Genomic DNA, 24,964 nt, shown 5'->3' on the forward strand with positions numbered 1-24,964 from the left:
GTCCGTGGTAATATGGGTGTAGGTCATGCGTGATCACTCCTATGATTTTCTTTGGTCGGAAAACTCATTTTGAGTGTATCACGCGTGACCCTTTTTAGGTGTCTAGCTTAATTTTACAATCGGCGTTCTATTTAATGGGAGGCAATCATTTATGTCTGAAGAAATCATTGTACTGAACCCTGCAACAGGTCAGGAAATCGACAGGGTGAAAAAAGAGAATAAAGCAGATATTGACAAGAAAATTGAAAAAGCGCATAAAACATTCAAAAAGTTCAAGAAAAAGAATCCTCATGACCGCAGTGCACTACTTACAGAGTGGTCCAAGCTGATAGGTGAACACAAAGAGGAAATCGCTGAATTGATAACAAAAGAGAATGGTAAGCCGCTACAGGAATCACGCGGTGAGGTCGACTATGCACGCAGTTATGTCGATTATTATGCTGAAGAGGCAAAACGTGTATATGGCCGCACCATACCACCGCACGAAGATGATGTGCGCATGGTAGTGACCAAACAGCCGATTGGCGTCGTCGCTGCCATTACGCCATGGAACTTCCCGATTGCGATGATGGCCCGCAAAGCAGCACCTGCAGTTGCAGCTGGCTGTACTTTCCTGGTTAAACCTGCAAGTGCAACCCCATTATCTGCAATGAAATTCCTTGATCTGGCATTGGAAGCAGGATTCGATGAAGGTGTCGTCCAATACGTTACCGCCTCTGGTAAAGATGCCGGTGAGGCTTTCACAGAGTCTGATAAAGTAATGAAAATAACATTCACAGGCTCCACCGCTGTCGGAAAGTCATTGATGGAAGGTGCTGCCTCAACAGTCAAGAACATCACCATGGAATTGGGCGGACATGCCCCTCTGGTCGTCCACAAGGATGCGGACATTGATATGGCCGTCGAGCAGGCGATTGCCTCCAAATTCAGAAACTCCGGACAGACATGCGTATGTGCCAACCGCTTCTATATCCATGAAGATATTGCCGACGCTTTCAGCAAAAAATTTGCAGATGCTTCGAAGAAGCTGAAGATGGGCAACGGTCTTGATGAAGACGTCGCAATAGGACCGATGATCAACGAAGATGGCTACGATAAGGTAATGCGACACATCAACGATGCCGAGGAGAAAGGTGGTAAGATCCTAACGGGCGGTAAGGGTTCAAAGGATGAAGGATACTTCATCGAACCGACAATAATCACCGGTGCCACTGATGAAATGGTCATCATGAATGAAGAGACGTTCGGACCGGTGGCGCCAATCCAGACATTCTCCACTTTGGATGAAGCCATTGAAAAAGCAAATGATACCGAGTATGGTCTGGCAGCTTATTTCTTCACAGAAAGTTACCGCGATGGCATCAAGCTCCAGGAAGGTCTTGATTTCGGTGTGTTGGGCTGGAACAATGGTAAACCGAGTGCAGCACAGATTCCATTTGGCGGACTCAAGGAAAGCGGGATGGGGCGTGAAGGCGGCCCTGAAGGCATCGAACCGTATCTCGAAACGAAAATCACATCCATGCGCGTTTAAAGCAAAAAGTCCGTCCCATGCCGGGGCGGACTTTTTATGATGGAGAGGAAACGTAAAGGCCGAGTAGAAGGGCCAGGGAGGGCACGGTAAACATCAAAAGCGAATATGCGATGAATGCTTTATAGCGCCTTTGCTCATATAACTTCAATTGGTCGAGGGTGAACGATGAATACGTGGTGAACCCACCTAGGAACCCTGTAACTATGATTGAATAGAGTGTCCCGCCTGTACTCAGGAATATGATGATGACCCCCATCAGAAAAGAGCCGACCGAATTGATGATGAGGGTCCCGAGAGGAAAGCCGAAACTCTGCAGTTTCGGGCGTGTTGATATATAACTTCTCAATGAAGCTCCAAGAGCGGCACCAATACCGATAAATATTATTGTAATCATGAAGCACCTCCAGATTTCATCCCAAGAAATGCAAGCATGAATCCACCAAACAAATTGATTGCCAGATAAATGGAAAGTGTAAGGAAGTCTCCAGTATCCGCCAGTGTATAATTTTCATAGGTGAGCAGGGAAAAAGTTGTAAAGCTGCCGAGGAGACCAGTAATCAAAAAGTCATGCCACAGTGGATTACGCTCCACCAATTTCTTGAAGATGAAGCCTATACAAAATGCCCCAAGAAGGTTGACGACCAATGTGGCAGTAAAGAAAAAGGGTGTCAGTGAGGCCAAAGACAACGCAATCGCATACCTTGAAATGGCCCCGATCATTGCGCCACATGAAATGGCAATATACTTTTTCATACGCCCGACCCCCTTAAAACAAGAATGAAAATGCAAAATCTTTCATATACCTATATAATGTACCATAAGTAAAGAAGGAAGAGAGTGTGGGTGTATGAAGCAGACTAAAGTGGCGATTATAGGTGGTGGCGTAACAGGGGTATCCATATTAAGCCATCTTGTGCACGATGAACGATTCACTAGTGAGATTACAGTTGATATATACGATAACGCGTATACGATGGGCAGAGGCCAGGCTTATCAGGAAGATAATGAGCATCTGCTCATTAATGTTCCTGCTGATGAAATGTCGCTAGGAGAGAGCCACCCGGATTATGAAACCTGGCTTAGAACAGAAAATGGTAGAAGAATGTATACCAGCCGTCAACAATTCGGGGATTATGTTAAAGATCAGTTGGAGGGGATTGGGTCCGCACACGGAGGAGTACATTTGAAATATACAAAAGTTGACGGGATTGAATATGATTCCGGTAGCGGGAAATTCACGCTTTCCATAGAAGGGGAAGAAGTGTTATACGACCGCGTCTTTCTGACCATCGGACAGCTCAGTTACGGCGATCCCTATGATCTTAAAGGGAGTCAGGGTTTCCTCTATGATCCCTACCCCCTCTCAAGAAAGCTCGCAGACATTGAAGATGACAATATAGGAATCCTCGGTGCAGGCCTTTCGGCGATTGACTGTGTGCGTTATCTGATTATGGATAAACAAGTGGAAAAAGTTTCTCTATTTTCCCGCAGTGGTGAAATGCCTTCTGTCAGAGGAGAGCAGACAGAAATCAAATTGAAGTATTTTACTGAAGAAATTCTGAAAAATAGAATCCGGAATGATGAAATAGCGCTCACAGATATCATTACACTGTTCAAAAAGGAATTGGAGCATCAAAATATTGATCAATCACTATTCTTCCGTCGTACAGGCAATACACTACAGGACTTGAATTATGACCTTGAACATCAAGAGACAGTGGGACAGCTGCAGTACCTCATCATCAAAGTCAATCCGATTTTCAGTGATGTCTATCAGTACCTCTCCCGCAATGATAAAAAAGCCTTTCTTGAAAAGTATCATCACTTGATTGAAGAGAACCATTCACCCATGCCTGCTGAGGTAGCGCGATTACTGGTGCAATGGGGCGAAGAAGGTAGGCTGCATATCATAGACGGTACAGAACACATAAAAAAAGAGGCTGGATTCACCATTCTGACTAAAGAAGGTGAAAAATATCAAGTCGACACATTGATTAACGCCACAGGGCCTGTCAAGGATGTGCGCAGAGGGGATTCGAAAATCATCCAATCGTTGATGAACCATATGATCATAGCACCAAGTGAGTTTGGTGGCATCATGGTGGATGCAAGCAGGCATGTCATCAGTCCGAAGGTCGGCACGGTTCAAGGTATGTATGCGCTCGGTGCTTTGACGATAGGGTCGGATTATCTTTCGAACTCTGTACAGTTACTTCAAAAAAATGCGCAAAAGCTGATTAATAGTTTTTATGAAGACATGTATTAAAAAAAGGGGTGCAGCTGCACCCCTTTTTTTGGTTCGTTTCATAAACTATTTTCTGTTGAAAAATTTCAGTGCCGCGGCACCAAGTGCCAGAGCACCTACTACTTTTACTCCCGTCTGGAACATCGGGTCTTTAGTTACGGATTTGACGATAAGGTTGATGTTCTGTGGACGTTCAGCGAGACGTCTCATGAAGTAGGCGTACCAGTCATTGCCGAACGGAATGTAGATGCAGACATTGTATCCGCGCTCAACAAGCTCTTTCTGGAGTTCTTTCCTGAAACCGAACAGCATCTGGAATTCGAAGCGGTCGTTCGGAATATCATTCTCCTTAATGAACTCAATTGATTTCTCAATGATATTATGATCATGGGTGGCGATTGATGTAAACCCATCACCCTTTGTCAGGTGGAGTCTGATGAGCAGTTCGAATGCTTTATCGATGTCTTCTTTTTCCTGGAGGGCGACTGCAGGCGCCTCTTTGTAGGCCCCTTTGACAAGACGGATTCTCCTGTCCTTATATTTATAGACGTCATTCTTCGCATCGAAGAGGTAGGACTGCAAAACAGTACCGATATTATCATAACGCTCCATCAGATGATCGATGACACGTACGGTATCTTCATATGATGCATAGTTCTCCATATCGATATTGACGAACATATTGTGTTTTTTCGCAGCATCCATTATCTCTGTAATATTCTCTATACAGAAATCATAGTCTATATTGAGTCCAATCTGGCTGAGTTTGATGGAAGCTGAGGCATCCACACCGTTCTCGCCGATGGCATTGATCATGTTTAAGATGATGTCTTTCTCATGTATTGCATCAGAACGTCTCGTTACGAACTCTCCAAGGTTATCGAACGACACGCTCATACCTTGTGAATTAAGATCTTTGATGCGTTCAATCGTGTCATCGACGGAAATGCCGCCTACGACCTTGTTTGCACCGAATTTAAGTCCCATCTTTTTTGTTGCATCATTCAAAACCTGATTCTCTGATAGTTTGATGAAGACATCCCTAAGTAGTGGCATAGTGTACCTCCTGAATTTTATCTTTATATTATCATACGTGAATCTCGAGTTAGAAGAAACATATAGTGTCATTTGTAATACGGGATATGATTCACATATGTTTCATTTATCCTCTGCATCTCTTCTTTGTCTTCCTCTGTGAGTTCCCTTACCACTTTTGCAGGCCGTCCAAACGCCAATGTACCTGGAGGGATTTCAGTCCCGGGAGTAACTAGGCTTCCAGCGCCGATAAAAGCACCTTCGCCGATGACGGCCCCATCCAGTATTGTAGAGTCCATTCCAATTAAAGCATGTTTTTTGATTGTACAGCTGTGCAACGTAGTCTTATGGCCTACAGTGACGTGATCTTCTATGGTCAGGGGCATATCAGGAGTCTCATGAAGAATCGATAAGTCTTGGATGTTGGTATGGCTACCTATCCTGATCGGAGCGACATCCCCCCGCAGTATGGAGCCAAACCACACAGAAGAGTGGGCGCCGAGCACCACGTCACCGATGACGGTGGCATCCGGGGCGATAAAAGCGCTTTCATCAATTTCAGGGGTATATCCCTTATAGTCCATTATCATTTCATATTTCCTTTCTTCCAAGTATTGTTATAATAAGTTTATCATATAAGAATGAATTTAAGTATGTTAGGAGCTTTGTAATGTGGAAGTGGGAAACTGATAAACGGCCGAAAGGGGTCGTCCTCGTCATACACGATATGATGGAGCATCATGATTATTATGCCGGTCTGATCGCACAGCTCAGAAATGACGGCTACCATGTGGTCACAGGTGATCTGCCGGGCCATGGCCAGACGACACGTATGAATAAAGGGCACATATCCGACTTCGCCCAATATCTGGATAGGATGAAGGAATGGCATGAGGTGGCACGGGCCTATCGACTGCCAACATTCATCCTTGGACAAGGGCTTGGGGGGCTTATTGCAATTGAAGCACTGAGACACAATATGGTCAGGGCAGATGGATTGATAGTGCTTAATCCGCTGCTTGCATTCAAGCAATCATTCATCAACCGCAAAAACACAATCCGCTCGAGCATCAGAATGGGAAGTGACACCCAACGCTTTGACCCTGGGCTCGAACCCGGGTATTTTACGACAGACAAAAAATATCTGGAACTGTACGAGAATGATGAGCTGTTAGTGCGTAAAGTGAGCCATCATTGGTACCGCACTGTCGTCAATCAGATGAAAGATACTTCTGAGTACATTGATGATATGCCGGATGTTCCCATACTGGCGATTACAAGCAAGGAAAATGACATCATTGAAAAGTCGTTGACGGTTAAGATTCTAAAAGATATAAATACAAGCGAGATGACACTGCTGGCGTTAGACAATGTCCAGCACAGCGTGTTCCAAAGAGACGACATTACAGAGCCTTACCATTACGTGGCGCGTTTCCTCGATGATCAGCTGTTCCGGATCGGCGTACTTTGACTTTCCGGAGACCTTCATCTTCTCCAATACCATAATTCCATAAACTGACTGTCCAAACGTTGGCGTCGCAAGGAGCTGGCTGTCGCTGAACCGGGATAATAAATGTCGTCTGCATGCATTTTATTTGATTGCGCTTACATCAATCGTTATCATTATAGTGTAGAACTTAAAAAAGTATTAGGAGAATGAACATTGAAACAAGTACCAGAAACAAAAATCAAATTGACCGAAATCAAAGAGCTGATGGATAAAGGCTATGGCCTTTTAGAGGAACTTCGGCAGGATGTAGGGGCGCCGGTAGTAAAAGCGGAACTTTTGAATGAAGAGATGATAATCACTTACGGGAAAGAAGCGGCACGCAAATTCTACGACCCGGAAAACTTCAAAAGGGGCGGCGCAATGCCGACCCCCATCCTGAAAACATTGTTTGGAGAAGATGGTGTCCAGACACTCGACGGTGAAGCGCACCACCATCGCAAAAATTACTTCATGGATCTGATGAAACCTGAACGCATGGAGGACTACCAGAAGATATTGGATAGGAACCTGACGGCGGAACTCGACAAGCAGCACGGAGAATTCGAGTTGTTCGACCTAGCCAACAGAGTACTGTTCAATTCCATCGCCGAGTGGTCAGGCATCAATCTGGAGAGGTACGACGACAAGACGCTTGAAGATCTGGCACAGAACCAAATATCCATGATCAGTGGTGCAGTCACTTCACCTAAAGATCATATAAAGGGAGTCACAGACCGCAATGAATCGGAAAAGTGGGCACGCGGATTGATAGAAGAAGCTCGCGCCCATCCGGTGAAGGGCAAGGAACATCTTGCATTGTATACATTTGCTCAGGCAACTGATTTGGATGGCAACCTGCTGCCTGTGGAAGTGGCTGCTGTTGAACTATTGAATATCATCAGACCGACAGTCGCCTTGACAGTCTGGATTGCGCTGATGGGACATGCGTTGTTCTCATACGATGACATTCGCACGGCACTAAAGGAAGATTTTGATGCCCTGCAAGACCCATTCATCCAGGAAATGCGCCGCTACTATCCATTCTTCCCGATGCTGCCGGCGATCGCAGTGCGTGATGTGGAAATCGACGGCTATGAAATACCTGAAGGCAGTTGGGTAGTGCTTGACCTCTACGGCAGCAACCATGATGCGAGAACGATTGCAGATCCTGAAAAATTTGAGATCACTCGGTACAAGGACAATGCGACATCGCTCTCCTACGAAGAAGAGTATGAAATGATTGCCCAAGGGGGCGGGAAGTTCAGGGAGATGCACCGGTGTGCCGGAGAATGGATCACCCTCCACAGCATGAGGGTATTCTCCGATCACCTAGTCAATAGATATGATTTTTCTGTACCAGAACAGGACTGGACCATTCCCTTCAATCAATTTCCGACTTACCCCAACAGCCGTGCATTACTATTCAAAGATTGATTAAAAAAAGCCTCTAAAGAGGCTTTTTTTAATTTGATTTTCCTTTTAAATAATAATGATGCAGAAATAGAAAACATTTACTCTATATAGACAAATTAATGAAAATTGACAAAATAATAATGTTACTGTAAAGTACTCTAATTGTCTTTTTTTAAATTGGTTATTAAAAATCGCTTAAGAGGTGCAGAGAATGTCTGTAGAAGTCTTCAATAGAAGAGAACAGAAATATCTTATTACAAAGAAACAATACGAAAAACTCTTGGAAAAAATATCGCCTTATATGAGGGCGGACCGATTGGGAGATGAGGGGAGGTACACCGTCACCAGTCTATATTTCGATAGTGTCGACCATAAAATATATTTTGAAACCAAAAATAAATTGCCATTCAGACAAAAACTTCGCCTTCGTATATATGGTCAAGCCGGATTAGAAGATCCTTCTTTTTTTGAGGTGAAGCAAAAGCATAGTCAAGTGGTGAATAAGCGTAGGACATCCCTGCCACTTCAACAAGCGTACCGATATATTTCCATGACGAAAGATGGATCAAAAGAAGAAGTGAAGGAGATGCTTCGCGACTCGCAAGTTCTTCGTGAAATAGATCGTTTTCGAAGCCTGTATCAGTTGAGGCCTGAGATGATAGTCAGTTATGATCGACTCGCTCTGTTTGCCGTCGATGATCCACAACTCCGCATTACTTTTGATTTGAACTTGCGGACGCGCAGCGAGGACCTTCACCTTGAAAACGGTCCAGACGGGGTGAATTTTATTGATCCCGGGTTGGTCGTGTTAGAGGTGAAAGTGAACAACAGTGTTCCTCTGTGGTTGGCACGCATATTGCAAGAGCTTGAGTGTGAACAACGCAGCGCATCCAAATACTGCACCAGTATGGAACTACTGCGCGGCCATGAGCTGCCAAACGGAATAAATAAAGAAAAAGTTGTATTGGAGAGATGATATAAGTGGATTTCATTACAAATTTATTTGAATCACAAGCTGGGAATTCAGAAAGCATTTATATGGTGATGGTCGCTTTGGTTCTTGCAGCTTTACTGAGCTTGATTATTACGCAAGTATATATGATTACTTTTACTGGAGAACGATATTCACAATCATTCGTCCATACTATCGTTATATTGAGTGTCTTGGTCTCGGTGGTCATGAATGTCGTCAGTGACAATGCTGGAGTAGCGTTTGGTTTGTTTGCGATATTTTCACTGATTCGTTTTAGAAGTGCTGTCACGAACGTTAAAGACATTGCTTACATATTTTTTGGCCTGTGTGCCGGCATGACAAGTGGACTTTTCCAATTCAAATTGGCCATCCTACTGACTTTATTTGCAAGTCTGGTTTTGTACCTGCTTTATAAATTCGAATATGGGAAAGGTAAGGATACTCAGATACTTAAAGTTACTGTTCCAGAAAATCTGAATCATGATGGGCTGCTTGAGGATGCTTTCAATGAGTATACACTCAGCCACTCGCTTCGCCAGATTGAAACGACGAATCTGGGGACGATGATTCTGTACACTTATGCCATCCGCAGCAAAAACACGACAAGTGATAAAGAATTATTGGATAGGATACGCGAAGAAAATGCAAATTTGAAAGTGTCCATCACCTATATGGATGACATGCAGTAAAGTGACATTTAAATTAGATAGTCTACGCAGTAATTCCTATTGTGCACAAATATAAAAGAGACAGTGCCTGGTCAATGAAAGAAATCCTTCAGCCCATATTATTGGGTTGAAGGATTTTTTAGTTGTACTTTCACTTGAACCGTTAAAAAGCTTCAGGAATATCAGTTTCAGCAGACGGTGTGATCTTCATCCACCTCCGAATTCACACAATTAAAAGGCACCCACAAGTTAAATTCCCGCATGTATCCCCCGGAGGAAGTGAACAGAACACACCTATCTCCGGTTCATATCTTCATGCTACAGGCCGAAGTTATCGTTTGAGTATATGACGGGAATGTCATTTTCCTTGGCTCTACGTTTCAGTTCGGGAAGCATTTCAACGATCATCATGGCATAAGTAGAGCCGTTTTGTATTCCATATTCATCTTTCTTTTCGAGCTGTAAACTTCTAATATAATAAAAAAATGTTTAAGTCCCTGTATATACTCGGATAGGCTGAAGATAACATCGAAACTGCGGTTTCTACTTGTTGGGCATACTTCTTTGATGAAGCGGAAAATAATCTACCGTTAAGGCATGCTGATTTTTTCCACACACAGCAGGAAAGGGGCATCATTATTCTGGTTGATGAATTGGTACTTGAGGACCTGCGCTTCCTTTTGGGACCAGTCTGAAAGGGAGGCGAGCAGTTTATCGCGTTCTATTTTCCCGGACGGGTGCCCATGGTAGACCACGATGATGATTCTCCCCCCGACAGTGAGACGGTTGAATATTTCATTTAAGGCGGTGAAGGTGGACTCATAGACAGTGGTGATTTCTTTATCACCTTTTGGCAGGTAGCCGAGATTGAACATTGCGGAACGGATTGGCGTGCCTTTTGGTATATAGCGCCCAAGGTTTGCATGCGAGTCCAATATGAATTCTATATTGTTGTGGGAATGACATAAGTCTTTGGCGGTTTCGATCGCCTGGGCCTGGATATCGAAGCTGAACACTGCGCCGTCTGGTCCTACCGCTTCTGCCAGAAATTTCGTGTCATGACCATTCCCGCACGTGGCGTCTATGACAGTGTCGCCAGGCTGAATGACTTCTTCTGATAAATGCTTTGCTTGAGGCAATATACGTCTAAACATCGACTCTCTCCTCCTTCTTATATTTCAGTCCCTGATGCGTATTCCTCACCTTCAACTCGGTGTCTATACTATTGAGCACATTCCACTTATCTGTGCTCCACATCGGTCCGATCATCTGGTCGATCGGGCCGTCACCGGTGATGCGATGGATGATCATTTCTTCAGGAAGCACCTCAATCTGGTCACAGACCAGATTGACATAGTCCGCCTGGGTCATGAATTCGAGTAACCCTTTTTGATACTGTTTGACCATCGGCGTTCCATGTAGCAGGTGGAGCAGGTGGATTTTGATGCCTTGAACATTCATATCGGCCACTGCCCTGGTGGTTTCCATCATCATTTGATAATCCTCACCAGGAAGGCCATTTATTATATGGCTGCAGACATTGATGTTGTGTCGCCTGAGCTTATCGACCCCTTCACGATAGCACTTCAAATCGTGGGCGCGGTTAATCAGTTTTGAAGTACTTTCATGAATCGTCTGAAGACCCAGTTCAACCCATAGGTAAGTCCGTTCGTTGAGTTCAGCTAAGTATTCGACGACATCATCAGGGAGACAGTCGGGGCGTGTGCCGATCGACAATCCGACAACTCCTTCAATTTCAAGCGCCGCTTCAAATTTCTCGCGCAGCACCTCGAGTGGTGCATGGGTATTGGTAAAAGACTGAAAATAGGCGATGTATTTGCCATGCCTCCATTTTTGTGACTGCATTTTGGATCGGATCTTTTCAAATTGGACCGGTATCGGATCCACCCGATCTCCGGCGAAATCGCCGCTGCCAGCGACGGAACAGAAGGTACATCCACCATAGGCTACGGTGCCGTCCCTGTTTGGACAGTCAAAACCAGCATCTAGTGCGATCTTGAATATTTTTTCATTGAATTTATTTTTAAGATGATAATTCAAAGTATGGTATCGTTTATCATCAAAACTGTACTTAAAATCCATCGTTCATCCACCTCTCATCCTGACATATTGAGAAGTGTACCATATGTCGTGGATGGTTTTACCGGGTCTCCACAGAATTGAAGAAGAAATGCAAAGTTTATCATAGGGCGTAGATGAGGTATGATGGAATTATTAATCCAGAGTGTGGACGATGAGGAGATTCTATGATTAAAGTAAAGCGGTTGAATAAAAACTATAGCGCACATAATGCAGTGACAGACCTCGATTTTGAAGTGGGGGATGGCGAGCTGTTTGCGTTCATAGGCCCGAATGGTTCCGGCAAATCCACAACCATCCGTATGATGACGGGCCTGCTCGAACCCTCATCGGGTTCAGTTGAGCTATTTGGTGAGGAAATGCGCCTCGATAAGGTTGCGCTAAAGCAGCGTATCAGTTATGTGCCGGATACCCCTGACTTGATAGGCAGGCTCAATGGCCATGAGTATTTGAATTTTATAGCGAGTGCCTACCGTATGGAGCAATCTGTATTTATGGAAAGAAAACAGGAACTGCTGGAACTGTTTGACCTAGAAAGCGCTCTCGGGACCTTGATAGAAGAATATTCCCATGGCATGAAACAAAAGTTGGCTCTCGTCGGTGCCTTGGTCCATCAGCCGGATGTCCTATTTCTGGATGAACCAACCGTGGGGCTCGATCCTAAAAGCAACAGAAATCTCAAGCAATACTTGATGGAGTACGTAAAGAGCGGCAAAACGGTTTTCCTGACGACCCACAACCTTTCCCTTGCTGAAGAGATTGCCACGGATATATTGATTATATATAACGGGAAGAAACGTGCCCATGGTTCGCTCGATTCCTTGAAGCAGGAAGCGGTTGGCGCGACATTGGAAGATATCTTTTTGGAATTGACTGATGGAGAGGGCACACGATGATTCGTCTGATACTTAAAACTGAAATGCGTTCTGCCTTCAACTATTGGAAGTCAATGGGAGAAACAAAGGTGATTTTATACATCATCATGGCGCTTCTATTCATGCTTCTGCCATTACCGTTGCTCGGATCATTACTTTTTACATTGACGCTATCGCTGAAAACGGATCATTTGAGCAGTTACATAATGATCCTGTCGCTGGCCGCGATAGTCATATTGACTCTGCTGTCGATACATTTCATCATCAAGGACATGATTTTAAGTGCCAATGTACCGATGTATCTCTCCTTTCCCATCTCGGCCGGGGAATTGTTTTGGGCTAAGTTCATCAAACATGCATTTCTTCATGCGGCCATTATCCTTATGCCGATAGGCATGATAGTGGGGGTGGCCCTAGCCATTCGGTTCGAGGAATGGATGCTGCTCGTAAATAGCGCGGTATACTTTCTGGCAGTAGGCGTAGTAATCACATCCTTGGCTTATTTATGCACTTTTCTGACAGCCCATATCCTGCCAGTCAAAAAGGTCAGCGGGGTACTCTCATTCGTAGGAGCTGCATCCTTCATACTGGTCTATCTCGCTTTCTTCGCTCTTGGGGATTCGATAGAAGGATGGACGAAGAGTATGCCTGGGAGTCCTGTGTCATTCGACGGGTTCCTTTACGGGTTTGATGGATTAAAAAGCATCATAGTCATATTGTCTCTAGTCGGGCTTGCGGTCGTAATGGCCAAATCAGCCAGCCATGTGACAAGACGGGCGATGGTCCGGGGTTGGAATTTTTACGGTCATTCCGGCAAGAAAATGAAGTCAGGAACGAAACACGAGCAGGTCATGCATCCAATCGTTACGCTGATGCGCAAAGACTTGAAAGTGACAATGCGCGACTTTAAGGAGCTGGCTGTACTATTGCCATATTATCTATTGCCACTATTTCTAATATACATCTCTGGATTCTCAAAGCAGACCGAGGCGGGCACTCTGGATATGACCGACATCCTCATATCGGCAGTTGGAGGGACATTGGTGATGTCTTTATTTGTCGGAGCATATAATACTGCGCGTGATGCTGAACATTTCGCCATGCTGAAAGCTCTGCCGCTTAAAGGCTCAAGCATTGCGGTCTCTAAATACCTTTTCACTCTGCTGACCACTGTACCTGTAATGATGGCGGCCTTCACTGTGGTCTGGTACTTATCCCCAGCGACGCCAGCGGACCTCGTCCTCCTAATCATCATGATATGGCTGTCCGCCTTGGTAGCAGTGCCGATCGGCATGATGATAGGCAGCAAAAACCCTGTGGTCAGCTATAGGAATCCGAGGAAAAGGCTTGATACCCTAAGCAATGTAATGATCAGCTTCTCCCTCGTGGTCGTACTTATGCTGACAGGAGTGGCTACAGGGCTGATGGACGGGTCAACTGGAGTGGACCGGCAAGTTTTGGTAGCTGGTTCACTCATATTACCAGCAGTGGTTTCAATATGGCTGCTACGCAAAGTGGCAGAGCGCTATGATAAAGGATTCAAAATCACCTATAAGGAGTGAAGGAAATGCAAAACATCTATTTTATGGATGCACCAGTAGGATGGTTGAAAATTCGTTCTGAAGATGGGGTGATCGTGGAACTCGATCATGCTGATGGACCGAAAGTCGGTGGGGATTTATCGGAAGTGTCCGGAGTCATCCGCCAATGTGTAACGGAGCTTGAAGAGTATTTTTCAGGAGAACGCCGTACTTTTGAAGTGCCTGTAGATATCACCCGCTCCGGCACGGTCTTCCAGAGAAAAGTATGGCGCCGGCTCAGCGAGATACCTTACGGCGAAACCATAAGCTATAAGGAATTGGCAGTCGACTGCGGTGGACCAACCTATTCACGCGCAGTAGCCAATGCGAACGGTAAAAATCCGATATCAATCATCATCCCATGCCATCGGGTCATTGCCTCAGATGGGTCGCTTGGGGGGTATACTGGTGGAGTAGACAAAAAAACAAAACTTCTAATGATTGAAGGGACGGGGCTATAGCGAGGTTGCGTCTTGCTTATTGGCGGTTTATAATCTATATTTATAAGTATAGGAACTAGTATTGTGCATAATCATTTCCAGAGAGCCGGTGGATGCTGCAAACCGGCAATGCGTGCATAGGAACTCATCCGGTACGAATCAATTCCATGTAGTATAAAAGAGCTGCACTATCAAGTGAATGCGGGTGGTACCGCGGTCGTATACATATATGATCGTCCCATGCCTTATATTGGCATGGGATTATTTATATTCAAGGAGGATTATCATGACGTTCAACCACAAAGAAATTGAAAAGAAATGGCAGCAATACTGGGAAGAGCAGAAAACTTTTAAAACTGAGGATGAAATCGGGAAGGATAAATTCTACGCGCTGGATATGTTCCCATATCCTTCAGGAGCCGGCTTGCATGTGGGACATCCGGAAGGATATACAGCAACCGACATAATCTCAAGGATGAAACGCATGCAAGGGTATAATGTGCTGCACCCGATGGGTTGGGATGCTTTCGGTCTGCCTGCTGAACAGTATGCCATCGATACGGGGAATGATATCCGCAGCTTCAATGAAAAGAACATCGATAATTTCAGGCGTCAGATAAAAGAGCTCGGCTTCAGTTATGACTGGGACCGCGAAATCAATACGACGGATCCGGAATACTATAAATGGACACAGTGGATCTTCATCCAGCTCTATAAAAAGGATCTCGCCTATATCGATGAAGTGCCGGTGAACTGGTGCGAGGCACTCGGTACGGTACTGGCGAATGAAGAAGTCATTGATGGGTTGTCGGAGCGCGGTGGACACCCAGTCGTCAGAAAACCGATGAAGCAGTGGATGCTGAAGATCACAGAATATGCCGACCGACTGCTCGAAGATTTGGAGGAATTGGATTGGCCAGAGTCTTTAAAGGACATGCAGCGCAACTGGATCGGCAAATCTGAAGGCGCCAACGTACGCTTTGACATAGCCGGCACCGAGGAATCCTTTGAAGCATTCACCACCCGCCCGGATACCATCTATGGCGCGACGTATGCCGTCCTTTCCCCTGAACATGCACTGATTGAAAAGATATGCTCAGATGAACAGATTAAAGCGGTCAAATCATATCAGGAACAAGCAGCAATGAAAAGTGAACTTGAACGGACTGACTTGGCAAAGGAAAAAACAGGAGTGTTTACAGGCGCTTACGCCATAAACCCGCTTTCTGGCGAAAAAATGCCGATATGGATTGCAGATTATGTATTGGCGAGCTACGGCACAGGTGCGATCATGGCTGTACCAGCTCATGACGAGAGAGATTACGAATTTGCCCATGCTTTCGACCTGCCTGTCAGAGCAGTTCTTGACGGCGGCGATATTTCAAAAGAAGCCTATACGGGCGACGGTTTGCATATCAATTCTGGAGAGTTGGATGGCCTGGATAAAGATGCAGGAATCAAAAAAGCAATCCAGCTCCTCGAGCAAAAAGGAGTAGGGGAGCAGAAGACGACTTACAAGCTGCATGATTGGCTCTTCTCCCGCCAAAGGTATTGGGGCGAACCGATTCCAATCATCCACTGGGAGGACGGCACAATGAGTGTCCTGGAAGAGGATGAATTGCCACTCACCCTTCCACAGATGGAGAAGATCAAACCGTCCGGGACAGGCGAATCGCCGTTGGCAAACAACGAAGAATGGATTTCCGTCACACGTGAAGATGGTGTCAAAGGCCGGCGGGAAACGAATACGATGCCACAGTGGGCCGGCAGCTGCTGGTACTATCTGAGATTCATCGATCCCCATAACCCGGACGCCCTGGCTTCCAAGGAGAAGATCGAGCACTGGCTGCCAGTCGACTTATATATCGGCGGGGCAGAGCATGCCGTACTTCATCTGTTGTATGCGAGATTCTGGCATAAGGTGCTGTACGATATCGGCGTCGTCAATACTAAAGAACCTTTCCAGAAACTCTTCAACCAAGGGATGATACTTGGGGAAGGTAACGAGAAGATGAGTAAATCCAAAGGGAACGTGATCAACCCGGACGATATCGTCGCTTCCCACGGGGCAGACACGCTGAGACTCTATGAAATGTTCATGGGGCCGCTCGAAGCGTCGATTGCCTGGAGTGATAAAGGATTGGATGGCGCCCGCCGCTTCCTGGACCGGGTATGGAGATTGTTCATAGATGAGGATGGCAGTATAAGGGACTTCATAGTCGATGGAGAAACCGCCGATATGACTAAGGTCTACCACGAAACAGTCAAGAAAGTGACTGATGACTACGAGACGCTCAACTTCAACACGGCAATATCCCAGCTTATGGTATTCGTTAACGAAGGCTATAAAAAAGAACAGATAAACAGGGATTTCGTCGAAGGCTTCATCAAACTCCTGTCTCCGGTCGCACCGCACATAGCGGAAGAACTGTGGGAAAAGATGGGATATGATACTACAATCGCCTACGAAGATTGGCCAATATATGATGAATCAAAACTTGTTGAAAAAGAGATTGAAATCGTCATTCAGGTCAATGGTAAAGTGAAACAGAAGATGAATGTACCAACAGGCGCTTCAAAAGATGATCTGGAACGAATTGCAATAGAATCCGATGACGTCCAACAGGCGATCAGAGATAAAACGGTACGTAAAGTAATCGTGGTTCCGGATAAACTTGTGAATATAGTAGCCAATTAATAGAAAACCCGCTTCCAAAATACCTTGGAAGCGGGTTTTCTATTGTGCTGTACTGTTGCCGGCGACGTAGCCCGTGACAAGTGCACTTGTAATATTGTAACCGCCTGTGTAGCCATGGACATCAAGCACTTCTCCAGCAAAGTACAACCCCTTCACCAGACGACTTTCCATCGTTTGGGGCACGATTTCCTTGAGGCTTACACCCCCACCGGTCACAAAGGCTTTTTCAATGGACTGGGTACCATCTACATCGAACTCAAAACGCTTCAGGAACTGGATGATTGCATTGATATTTTCCTTGGAAACATGATGGCCGCTCAGCGCTGCATCAATATCCAAAAATTCAAGCATGAAGACTACCATACGCTCCTGCATGAGCGGCTTCAGGATGTTTTTCAAGGAGCGGTCCCGATTCTCCCTGATGGCACGCTCCACTTGTTCCTTCAATTGGCCGACAGTTGCATCGGGATGGAAATCGATCGACATTTTTATGGTCTCTGACTTCTGGCTCTGCAGCTCTTTATGGACGAACTGGCTGCACCTGAGGCTTGCCGGGCCACTGATGCCAAAGTGGGTGAAGATCATATCCATACGATGGGTCACCCGCGGCTTGCCGTTCTTTTTCAGCACAGAAAGGGCGACGTCCGACAAGCTTAACCCTTTCAACGCACCTGATTTTATGAAAGGTTCCGAAGAAGTGATGGGAACTTCCGTCGGAAAGAGCTCAGTGATTTTATGGCCTTCCTGTTCTGCAAAGCGGTGCCCGTCACCAGTGGAGCCAGTGTGCGGTACGCTTTTGCCGCCTGTGGTTACAATGACTGACCTGGCATTCATGGTACGGCCGTCAGTGAGTCTGACTCCCTGCACCGTACTGTTGTCGGATATGATTTCATCTACGATCGTTTCAGTCATGATTTCCACACCGTTTCGTTCAAGGGCGTCCAGAAATACTTGCAGTATGTCTTTTGCCTTGTCCGTTTTCGGAAACATGCGTCCGTGGTCTTCTTCTTTTAACGCCACCCCCCTGGTTTCGACAAATTCGATGATGCTCTCATTATCGAATGTAGAGAAGGGCCCATAGAGAAATTTGCCGTTACCGGGGATATGCTTGATGATCTCCTCATAGGGAAGGCGGTTGGTGACATTGCATCTGCCGCCCCCCGAAATGAGCAGCTTTCTTCCGAGAGTTTTATTTTTCTCGATCAGCAGCACTTTTTTTTGGGTCTGGGAAGCGGCGAATGCCGCCATGAGCCCACTCACACCGCCGCCTATTACAACTGTCTGGTACATCTGTTGTTCTCCTTTTTGTTTAAAACTGTTATGCTTTCGATTATAATGAATATTATTCTTAAAATAAGAGGGTTATAAAATGTCTGATTCAAATAAGCTGGTGCGCGGAACATTTCTGCTCACTATCGCGACAGTCATCACGAAAGTCCTTGGTATGCTTTACCTGATACCATTCTACAGCATTATGGGCGGGGAAGAAAATCTTGCCCTCTACGGTTATGCGTATACGCCCTACACAATCATGCTGTCTATTGCTGCAGCCGGAGTGCCGGGGGCAGTGTCCAAGTACGTCTCCAAATACAACGCATTAGGGGCGTATGCCACAAGCCAGAAGTTATACCGGTCAAGTCTGATCGTCATGATGGCGTCAGGGTTCATCGCTTTTTTAATTCTTTTCATGGCGGCACCCTATATTGCAGAACTGCAGACGCTTGCTGCCGGTGATGGTGAGCATCGTTGGTCTACCGAAGATATCACCCGCATCATCAGGGTCGTGGGCGTTGCGGTGATCATCATCCCATTCATGGCGACTTGGCGTGGTATTTTCCAAGGGTTCGAGTCATTTGGACCAACAAGCGCCTCTGCAGTCGTCGAACAGATCTTAAGGATCGCTTTCCTGCTCATCGGTTCTTCTCTTGTACTCTACGTCTGGAGTGGATCTGTACAGACGGCCAATGAACTTGCAGTGTTTGCAGCATTCATCGGGGGACTTGGTTCACTGGCGACACTGTGGTTCTTTTGGCGCAGAAGAAAGCCTCATATCCAAAAAATGGTCGAGTCGGATGAGACGGACTATGATTTCTCATATAAGGAAATGTACTCTGAAATCATCAGATACGGTATTCCATTCATCATAGTCGGCATCAGCATCCCACTTACTCTATTCATCGACCAGTTGACCCATAATAATGGTCTTGCCCTTGGAGGGGTACCTGAAGAGTTTCATGATGCATGGTTTGGCATGCTGAACTTGACGACGCACAAACTCGTCATGATTCCGACGGCCTTTGCCTCTGCATTTGCTATTACGATCTTGCCGTTCATCACGAAAAACTACCATCAGAGCAATTTGAAAGGCGTACACCACCAGATCAAGATGATGGTTTTAATGTTGCTGTTCTTTGCAGTACCTGCAGCAATCGGCATGATGATCCTGGCAGCACCACTGTATACTTCGTTCTACAGCTATAATGAAATGGGCATTAAGATTCTGATGTTCTATGCACCGGTCAGCATCGTCATTTCATTATTCACAATCACATGCTCCATCCTTCAGGGCATCGATAGACAGAATCTGACGCTTTATGTCGTTCTGACGATGCTTGCCATCAAGGCGGCAATCAATATTCCGCTTATAATGCAGTTCGGCACGGTCGGAGCCGTCATGGGCACCGGCATAGCGCTTAGCATTGGTGTCGCAATCAACTTCTACATCATCAGAAAGCACGGTGGGTTCAGCTTGAGGACGTTGTTCAGACCACTGGTGGAAATAATGGTCTACAGTCTCGTGATGCTTCTCGCAGTCGAAGTTGTATACTATATTTTCATCCTGAATACCGAGGTTGAGCAGAAACTCAACTCCATCATCATCATGGCCGTCGCAGTTCCGGTGGGGGGAATAGTCTATATGATACTATCCTTCAGAACCGGCCTGGCTGATGAAATACTGGGAAGTAGAGCAGATAAGATTCGCAAAAGATTGAAGGTGTTATAAATGAGACTCGACAAGTATTTGTCGAATGCCGGCGTGGGCAGTCGGAATGATGTTAAAAGATTCATCAGAAAAAAACATGTCGCAGTCAACGGCAAAGTGGTAACCGATCCGAAGTCATCCGTTTCAACCGAAGATACAGTCGAGATGGAGGGAGAAACAATCCAGCTCGAACAGTACATCTACTTTATGCTGAATAAACCTTCAGGTGTCATTTCTTCCACTGAAGAAGGTGCCACGTCAACTGTTATCGACCTGATCGATCACCCGCAAAAAGAAGAACTCTTTCCAGTAGGAAGACTCGACAAAGATACAACCGGTCTGTTGCTGATCTCCAATGATGGCAAACTCGCCCACACTCTTTTGAGTCCAAAGAAAAAACAACCCAAGACATATATCGCAACATTGTCAGAAGTACCGGAGGAAAAAGACCTGGAGCTGCTCAGGGAAGGGATACCTCTGAAAGATTTTACGAGCGCTCCGGCTCAAGCACATAGGTTGTCTGAGAAGGTCGTTGAGTTGACGATCACCGAAGGCAAGTTCCATCAGGTGAAAAGAATGTTCGGCTACCTGGGAAATGAGGTCATTGCCCTTGAGCGCAGCTCCTTTGCCGTCTTGGAGATGGATAAGACTTTAGAACCTGGAGAATACAGGCGACTCAAAGAAAATGAAATTGCTTTGTTGAGAAACGTTTAACAAATATGCCAATGGGTAAATATCAATCAGTAGACAACTACAAAATAATATGACAAGAGGTGTTTTAAATGGCTAGAAAAACAGGTGGATTGCTGAAAGTTGCAGCTATGCTTGGCCTGGCGGTAGCTGCCAAACAACTTTCCAAGAAAGAAAACCGTGATGCAGTGAAGAATGAATACAATAAAGTGAAAGAAGATCCTAAAAGCTATGCCCAAGATGTTCAGGACAAACTTTCAAAACAGGCTGGAGAATACCAGGAAAGAGCGAAAAGTGAATATGATCGGGTGAAACAAGATCCGAAAGGCTACGCTCAAAATGTACAGGAAAAAGTGAATAAACAAGCTGCTGAATATCAGGAGCGGGCAAAATCCGAAATCGAGAAAGCTAAAGAAGATCCTAAAGGATATGCCCAGTCAGCGCAGGAGAAAGCCAAATCAAGAATGAACAAAGATGAATCAGCAAGTTCAGACGATGGTTCAGATGATAGTGACAAGGTTTCTGCAAGCCAGGGCAAAAGTAGTGTTTCCGGTGAACACTCCACAAAACCTGACAGAATGGATGCAGAAGGTCAGCTGACAGACGAACAGATGAACAATGAGTGGATTTCAGAAGGCGGCATCCATCCGCAGGAACATTTGCAGGACGATGTCAGTCACGGTGAGTTGAATAAGGATGAAGCAAAAGTGATTGAAGGGCTAGAAGACGAGGAAGATGTTGATGTGGTACAAGACGAAGGTGAGATGGACGGCAACCATAATATCCACGTCGTCACAGATGAAGGTCTACAATCAAAAAAGAAAAATAAGTAATAATAACGGGGACGCGTGATATACACGTGTCCCCTTGTTTTTGTGGTTCCTTTTCTTTATCATTAAGCTAAAGATTGCGTCATATTTTATGGGGGTTGTCATCGATGGATTATAAATCATTAGTAGAATCGCATAGTGAAGCACTGATCAATGATCTCAAAGGGTTGCTTGAGATAGAAAGTGTAAAGGGAGAGGCCGTAGAAGGTGCACCAGTCGGTACTGGACCGAAACAGGCATTGGACTACATGATGGAACTTGGTGAGAGGGATGGTTTCCTGACTAAGACCGTCGATTCGATAGCGGGACATATCGAAGCAGGGAAGGAAGGGCCGCTGTTTGGAATATTGGGGCATGTTGATGTAGTTCCGCCGGGTAGCGGCTGGGATTCCGATCCGTTCACGCCAAAAGTCGTGGATGGCACAATTGTCGCGCGTGGCGTGCAGGACGACAAAGGGCCGACAATGGCTGCCTATTATGCAATGAAAATACTCAATGAACAAGAATTGCCCTTCAAACACCGGACACGTCTAATCATCGGCACTGATGAGGAATCCGATTGGAAATGTACAGAAGCCTATTTCAAGTCAGAAGAGATGCCTGAGGCAGGGTTTGCGCCGGATGCTGCATTTCCGCTTATACATGGGGAAAAGGGCATCTCTACATTCAATCTTGTACAAAAGAATCTTCAGGTTGATGAAACTGAGCCGAACATCGAATTGAAGGTTCTGATTTCAGGCGAGAGATATAATATGGTGCCTGAAGATGCGGAAGCCAAACTCAAAGTGCTCCAGAACATGAGTGAAGTGATCCAGTCGTTTGAAGACTTTTTACGCGAAACTGAGGCAGAAGGGAATTATGAAGTGGATAACGGATTCCTGAAGCTCGGGGTCCAAGGAAAAAGTGCGCATGGGTCTACACCAGAAGCAGGAGTCAACGCCGGACTTATACTGCTTGACTTCCTATCGAGATTGAATCTGGATGATAATGCGGAGAGCTTCGTAAGTTTTGCCACTGAAAGACTGGCCAACAGCACCGATGGTTCATTACTCGGCATGGATGCCTCCCATCCGGAACTCGGGGAGACGAGCGTCAATGTCGGAATGATCAACTATACCGAAGTCGATGGCGGCGTCTTTGGTGTCAATCTGAGATATCCCGAAGGCCTCGATTTTGAAGCAAGTGTGGAAAAGTTGGATGCGGAGATCATGGAACAAGGCTTTACTGTCGAAGATGTCGACTTTCAGCCTCCCCACTACGTGGATAAAAATGATCCTCTAGTTAAAATACTTACAGATACATACCGCAACCATGTAGAAGATGATTCCGAACCATTCACGATAGGTGGGGGTACATATGCGAGAGTCCTCGAGAAGGGTGTTGCATATGGTGCCATGTTCAATGATACGGAAGATACTATGCATCAGAAGAATGAACGGATGAAAATAGAAGAACTGCTATTGGCCACTGAAATCTATCTGGAAGCGTTGCATAGAATATGTATAAAGGGTGAATTGAATGAAAATTAGTTATTATAACGGTGAATTCAAGCAAGATTCTGACATTTCGATTGACTATAATGATAGAGCATTTTATTTTGGGGACGGCGTTTATGAAGTCATCCGACTTTACAATGGCGTTTTCTATACACTTGAAGCACATATCGATCGGCTTTTCAGAAGTATTGAAAAGATAGGGATCAAAGGGATCGAACGTAATGAAATCATGGAGATCATAGCTGGGCTGCAGCAACAGAACCAAATAAGCAATGGCTATATCTATCTTCAGGTATCAAGAGGTATAGATCGCAGAAACCATTCTTTCCCGGTTAACACGCCTCCTGCAGTTATGGCATATATGAATACGATTGAAGGCTCTGCCGCACATAGTAAAGAAGGAGCGGCCATCATCACATCTGAAGACTACCGCTGGCTGAAGTGTGATATCAAAAGCCTCAACCTGCTGCCGAATGTACTGGAAAAACAGCGTGCTGTAGAGCAGGGGGCCAAAGAAGCGGTATTGCACCGCAATGGCATCGTTACGGAAGGAACCTCAACGAATGTATTCATCGTCAAGGAGGGTGTCTTATATACTCATCCAGCGGACAATTTAATACTGAATGGCATTACCAGACTTTCAGTACTCGAAATAGCTGGTGAATTGGAGATTCCAGTAAAAGAAGAAAGTTTTACATTGGCTGACCTCGCTGCAGCTGATGAAGTATTCATTACAAGCACAACTTTGGAAGTGCTGGCGGTAGGCAGAGTGGATGGACAGACGATCGGTGAAGGAAGTAAAGGTCCGATGACGATGCGAATCCAAGAAACCTTTCAAAAAAAGACCCAAAAATTAAACATGTCCAAATAATGTTAAACGGAAAAATTACTCTAATTATTTTTTATTCCTTCAACGCTTGCACTGTATGGATTTGAAGGTGCCGGACATCCAGTTATCAAAATCGGTTCGACGATAGTTCTTGAAATAACCGAAGAAACACTATAAAATTTATAACACGAACAGAAATCTGCGCTATCTTATTCTTGAATATTTAGCGCTTTTTTCTTTGATGATGAAAAGAGGTGTGGAATTTGGAGCATTTCTATCAGCTCGGCTGGACACTAGACCCCGTCGGTGGTGCCTCCGGTGAAGCCTATAAGGCGGAACAGGATGGCAGGAAACTCTTCCTGAAACGAAATGCCAGCCCTTTCCTTGCTGCGTTGTCTGCTGAAGGCATCGTTCCGAAGCTGGTCTGGACAAAAAGAATAGAGACCGGCGAAGTAGTGACGGCACAGCATTGGAAGAATGGCCGGGAGCTGACTCGTGATGAAATGTGCTCGGAGAGGGTCGCTTTATTGATGAGTAAGATACACTCATCCAATCCTCTCCGCACCATGCTGAAAAAATTGGGCATGAAACCGATGTTGCCGGATCTCCTCCTCAATAAGATTCAAACGTCTCTTTCACCTAAGGTGAATGCCCATCATACTGTGCGGACGGCCATTCAATATCTGGAGAATGAAATGCCAAAGATTGATGAATCCTTCTGCACAGTGTGTCACGGGGATGTCAACCATAATAACTGGTTGCTGTCTGAACAGGATGAACTTTATCTGGTGGACTGGGAAGGCGCGATGATAGCCGATCCGGCCATCGACCTCGGGATGCTGCTGTATACTTATGTGGAGCCGGAGGATTGGGAAGAATGGCTTGAGGGTTATGGTAAACCGCTCAATAGAGATTTAAAGAAACGTATGAAGTGGTATACTCTGGTCCAGGCGATCACTATGATCCAGTGGTATGAGGACCATAAGCGGTTTAAGGACATGAACGACTGGATTATCTTTTTGAACAAAGTGATAGAGAGGGACCGCTTCATATAGAGTCACGTTTTATAAGAATCGGTAACAGGTGGTA

Annotated in this window: 23 protein-coding genes; 16 read left to right on the top strand and 7 right to left on the bottom strand. The window is 45.5% G+C overall.

Features of this window, described 5'->3' with window-relative positions; genetic code table 11:
• Nucleotides 1-151: 151 nt before the first annotated feature.
• Nucleotides 152-1,531 carry an NAD-dependent succinate-semialdehyde dehydrogenase gene (locus ABD734_RS06155; RefSeq protein ID WP_344702446.1) on the top strand — a complete coding sequence of 460 codons (1,380 nt, stop codon included), beginning with the start codon at nucleotides 152-154 and terminating at the stop codon, nucleotides 1,529-1,531.
• Between the two features lie 34 nt (nucleotides 1,532-1,565).
• Here ABD734_RS06155 and ABD734_RS06160 read toward each other — a convergent pair whose 3' ends face one another.
• The gene (locus tag ABD734_RS06160; protein WP_344702448.1) at nucleotides 1,566-1,925 is read right to left on the bottom strand and encodes a fluoride efflux transporter FluC; all 360 of its coding nucleotides are present in this window, start codon (nucleotides 1,923-1,925) and stop codon (nucleotides 1,566-1,568) included.
• On the bottom strand, nucleotides 1,922-2,284 hold the full coding sequence (locus ABD734_RS06165) for a fluoride efflux transporter FluC (protein WP_344702450.1): 363 nt from the start codon (nucleotides 2,282-2,284) through the stop codon (nucleotides 1,922-1,924). The genes ABD734_RS06160 and ABD734_RS06165 overlap by 4 nt, the downstream gene beginning before the upstream one ends.
• 94 nt (nucleotides 2,285-2,378) lie before the next feature.
• Here ABD734_RS06165 and ABD734_RS06170 point away from each other — a divergent pair, with 94 nt between their 5' ends.
• Complete coding sequence (locus tag ABD734_RS06170) at nucleotides 2,379-3,797, top strand: FAD/NAD(P)-binding protein (RefSeq protein WP_344702452.1); 1,419 nt, start codon at nucleotides 2,379-2,381, stop codon at nucleotides 3,795-3,797.
• Between the two features lie 45 nt (nucleotides 3,798-3,842).
• Here ABD734_RS06170 and ABD734_RS06175 read toward each other — a convergent pair whose 3' ends face one another.
• Entirely contained in the window at nucleotides 3,843-4,832 is a 990-nt protein-coding gene (locus ABD734_RS06175) for a proline dehydrogenase family protein (RefSeq protein WP_344702454.1), read from the bottom strand.
• 68 nt (nucleotides 4,833-4,900) lie between these two features.
• A complete protein-coding gene (locus ABD734_RS06180; RefSeq protein ID WP_344702456.1) occupies nucleotides 4,901-5,401 on the bottom strand; it encodes a gamma carbonic anhydrase in 501 nt (166 codons plus the stop codon).
• 80 nt (nucleotides 5,402-5,481) lie between these two features.
• Between ABD734_RS06180 and ABD734_RS06185 the strand changes: the two genes are divergently transcribed.
• From ABD734_RS06185 to ABD734_RS06200, 4 genes are all read left to right on the top strand, one after another.
• Complete coding sequence (locus ABD734_RS06185; protein ID WP_344702458.1) at nucleotides 5,482-6,282, top strand: alpha/beta fold hydrolase; 801 nt, start codon at nucleotides 5,482-5,484, stop codon at nucleotides 6,280-6,282.
• A 192-nt stretch (nucleotides 6,283-6,474) separates the two neighbouring features.
• Entirely contained in the window at nucleotides 6,475-7,734 is a 1,260-nt protein-coding gene (locus ABD734_RS06190) for a cytochrome P450 (RefSeq protein ID WP_344702460.1), read from the top strand.
• Nucleotides 7,735-7,924: 190 nt separating this feature from the next.
• Complete coding sequence (locus ABD734_RS06195; protein ID WP_344702462.1) at nucleotides 7,925-8,689, top strand: polyphosphate polymerase domain-containing protein; 765 nt, start codon at nucleotides 7,925-7,927, stop codon at nucleotides 8,687-8,689.
• Between the two features lie 5 nt (nucleotides 8,690-8,694).
• Complete coding sequence (locus ABD734_RS06200) at nucleotides 8,695-9,375, top strand: DUF4956 domain-containing protein (protein WP_344702464.1); 681 nt, start codon at nucleotides 8,695-8,697, stop codon at nucleotides 9,373-9,375.
• 569 nt (nucleotides 9,376-9,944) lie between these two features.
• On the opposite strand, the gene mnmM is transcribed toward ABD734_RS06200, so the two are convergent.
• Together mnmM and mnmL are read right to left on the bottom strand one after the other, a co-directional pair.
• Complete coding sequence (mnmM, locus tag ABD734_RS06205) at nucleotides 9,945-10,508, bottom strand: tRNA 5-(aminomethyl)-2-thiouridylate-methyltransferase MnmM (RefSeq protein WP_344702466.1); 564 nt, start codon at nucleotides 10,506-10,508, stop codon at nucleotides 9,945-9,947.
• Complete coding sequence (mnmL, locus tag ABD734_RS06210) at nucleotides 10,501-11,457, bottom strand: tRNA modification radical SAM protein MnmL/YtqA (RefSeq protein ID WP_344702468.1); 957 nt, start codon at nucleotides 11,455-11,457, stop codon at nucleotides 10,501-10,503. The genes mnmM and mnmL overlap by 8 nt, the downstream gene beginning before the upstream one ends.
• 164 nt (nucleotides 11,458-11,621) lie before the next feature.
• Here mnmL and ABD734_RS06215 point away from each other — a divergent pair, with 164 nt between their 5' ends.
• The 4 genes from ABD734_RS06215 (at nucleotide 11,622) to leuS (ending at nucleotide 17,047) form a co-directional block, all read left to right on the top strand.
• Nucleotides 11,622-12,350 (top strand): ABC transporter ATP-binding protein, encoded by a 729-nt coding sequence (locus ABD734_RS06215; RefSeq protein WP_344702525.1) that lies wholly within the window; start codon nucleotides 11,622-11,624, stop codon nucleotides 12,348-12,350.
• Nucleotides 12,347-13,891, top strand: a complete 1,545-nt coding sequence (locus ABD734_RS06220) for a hypothetical protein (RefSeq protein ID WP_344702527.1) — start codon at nucleotides 12,347-12,349, stop codon at nucleotides 13,889-13,891. Before ABD734_RS06215 ends, ABD734_RS06220 begins: the two co-directional genes overlap by 4 nt.
• 5 nt (nucleotides 13,892-13,896) lie before the next feature.
• Nucleotides 13,897-14,370, top strand: coding sequence for a methylated-DNA--[protein]-cysteine S-methyltransferase (locus ABD734_RS06225; RefSeq protein ID WP_344702529.1), 474 nt, complete (start codon nucleotides 13,897-13,899; stop codon nucleotides 14,368-14,370).
• A gap of 265 nt (nucleotides 14,371-14,635) precedes the next feature.
• On the top strand, nucleotides 14,636-17,047 hold the full coding sequence (gene leuS, locus ABD734_RS06230; protein ID WP_344702531.1) for a leucine--tRNA ligase: 2,412 nt from the start codon (nucleotides 14,636-14,638) through the stop codon (nucleotides 17,045-17,047).
• A gap of 39 nt (nucleotides 17,048-17,086) precedes the next feature.
• Here the strand turns inward: leuS and ABD734_RS06235 are convergent, their stop codons facing one another.
• Nucleotides 17,087-18,337 carry a BaiN/RdsA family NAD(P)/FAD-dependent oxidoreductase gene (locus tag ABD734_RS06235; protein WP_344702533.1) on the bottom strand — a complete coding sequence of 417 codons (1,251 nt, stop codon included), beginning with the start codon at nucleotides 18,335-18,337 and terminating at the stop codon, nucleotides 17,087-17,089.
• Nucleotides 18,338-18,416: 79 nt separating this feature from the next.
• On the opposite strand from ABD734_RS06235, the gene ABD734_RS06240 reads away from it, so the two are divergent.
• From ABD734_RS06240 to ABD734_RS06265, 6 genes are all read left to right on the top strand, one after another.
• Nucleotides 18,417-20,051, top strand: a complete 1,635-nt coding sequence (locus ABD734_RS06240) for a putative polysaccharide biosynthesis protein (RefSeq protein ID WP_344702535.1) — start codon at nucleotides 18,417-18,419, stop codon at nucleotides 20,049-20,051.
• On the top strand, nucleotides 20,052-20,744 hold the full coding sequence (locus ABD734_RS06245) for a pseudouridine synthase (protein WP_344702537.1): 693 nt from the start codon (nucleotides 20,052-20,054) through the stop codon (nucleotides 20,742-20,744). It abuts the gene before it with no gap.
• Between the two features lie 68 nt (nucleotides 20,745-20,812).
• Nucleotides 20,813-21,553 (top strand): hypothetical protein, encoded by a 741-nt coding sequence (locus ABD734_RS06250; RefSeq protein WP_344702539.1) that lies wholly within the window; start codon nucleotides 20,813-20,815, stop codon nucleotides 21,551-21,553.
• 104 nt (nucleotides 21,554-21,657) lie between these two features.
• Nucleotides 21,658-23,079: a dipeptidase PepV gene (pepV, locus tag ABD734_RS06255; RefSeq protein ID WP_344702541.1), complete on the top strand. Its 1,422-nt coding sequence runs from the start codon at nucleotides 21,658-21,660 to the stop codon at nucleotides 23,077-23,079.
• Complete coding sequence (dat, locus tag ABD734_RS06260; protein ID WP_344702543.1) at nucleotides 23,069-23,917, top strand: D-amino-acid transaminase; 849 nt, start codon at nucleotides 23,069-23,071, stop codon at nucleotides 23,915-23,917. The genes pepV and dat overlap by 11 nt, the downstream gene beginning before the upstream one ends.
• A gap of 221 nt (nucleotides 23,918-24,138) precedes the next feature.
• Nucleotides 24,139-24,930: a phosphotransferase gene (locus tag ABD734_RS06265; RefSeq protein WP_344702545.1), complete on the top strand. Its 792-nt coding sequence runs from the start codon at nucleotides 24,139-24,141 to the stop codon at nucleotides 24,928-24,930.
• The last annotated feature ends 34 nt before the right edge of the window (nucleotides 24,931-24,964 follow it).

The organism is Salinicoccus jeotgali, assembly GCF_039538805.1.
In the GTDB taxonomy this organism is placed as follows: Bacteria; Bacillota; Bacilli; order Staphylococcales; family Salinicoccaceae; genus Salinicoccus; species Salinicoccus jeotgali.